This is a genomic window from Nocardioides cremeus, from assembly GCF_030518195.1.
Classification (GTDB): Bacteria; Actinomycetota; Actinomycetes; order Propionibacteriales; family Nocardioidaceae; genus Nocardioides; species Nocardioides cremeus.
On record NZ_JAULSC010000176.1, the window covers coordinates 1 to 290 of the forward strand.

At 62.8% G+C, this 290-nt stretch carries 1 protein-coding gene; it reads right to left on the bottom strand.

What is annotated here, in order from left to right; all coding sequences use genetic code 11:
* The coding region (locus QWJ41_RS20970) for a hypothetical protein (RefSeq protein WP_302710418.1) at nt 1-290 on the bottom strand (290 nt) is incomplete at both ends.

Below are 290 nucleotides of genomic sequence, written 5' to 3' on the forward strand. Positions count from 1 at the left end.
TCGTGCAGGCCGCTGCTCAGCAGGTACGCCGCACGGTTCAACGAACCGCGTCGAATGATTTCGATGACATTCAGGCGAATGCGTTCATCCCGCGACTGCAGCGTTTCCCGCAAGCTTCTGAAAAGAACGTCGCTGTGGCTCAGAAGCTGCGCCCGGAGGGCGTCATCAAGAATGTTGAAATGTTCGATCAGTCCGCGCAGCCCGGCCACCTGGCCGCGGGCCAGCAGCGTTTCGACGATGGGTCGCGCGGACTGGGAGTTCGCCACGACGAGTGCGGCCAGCAGCGCCTC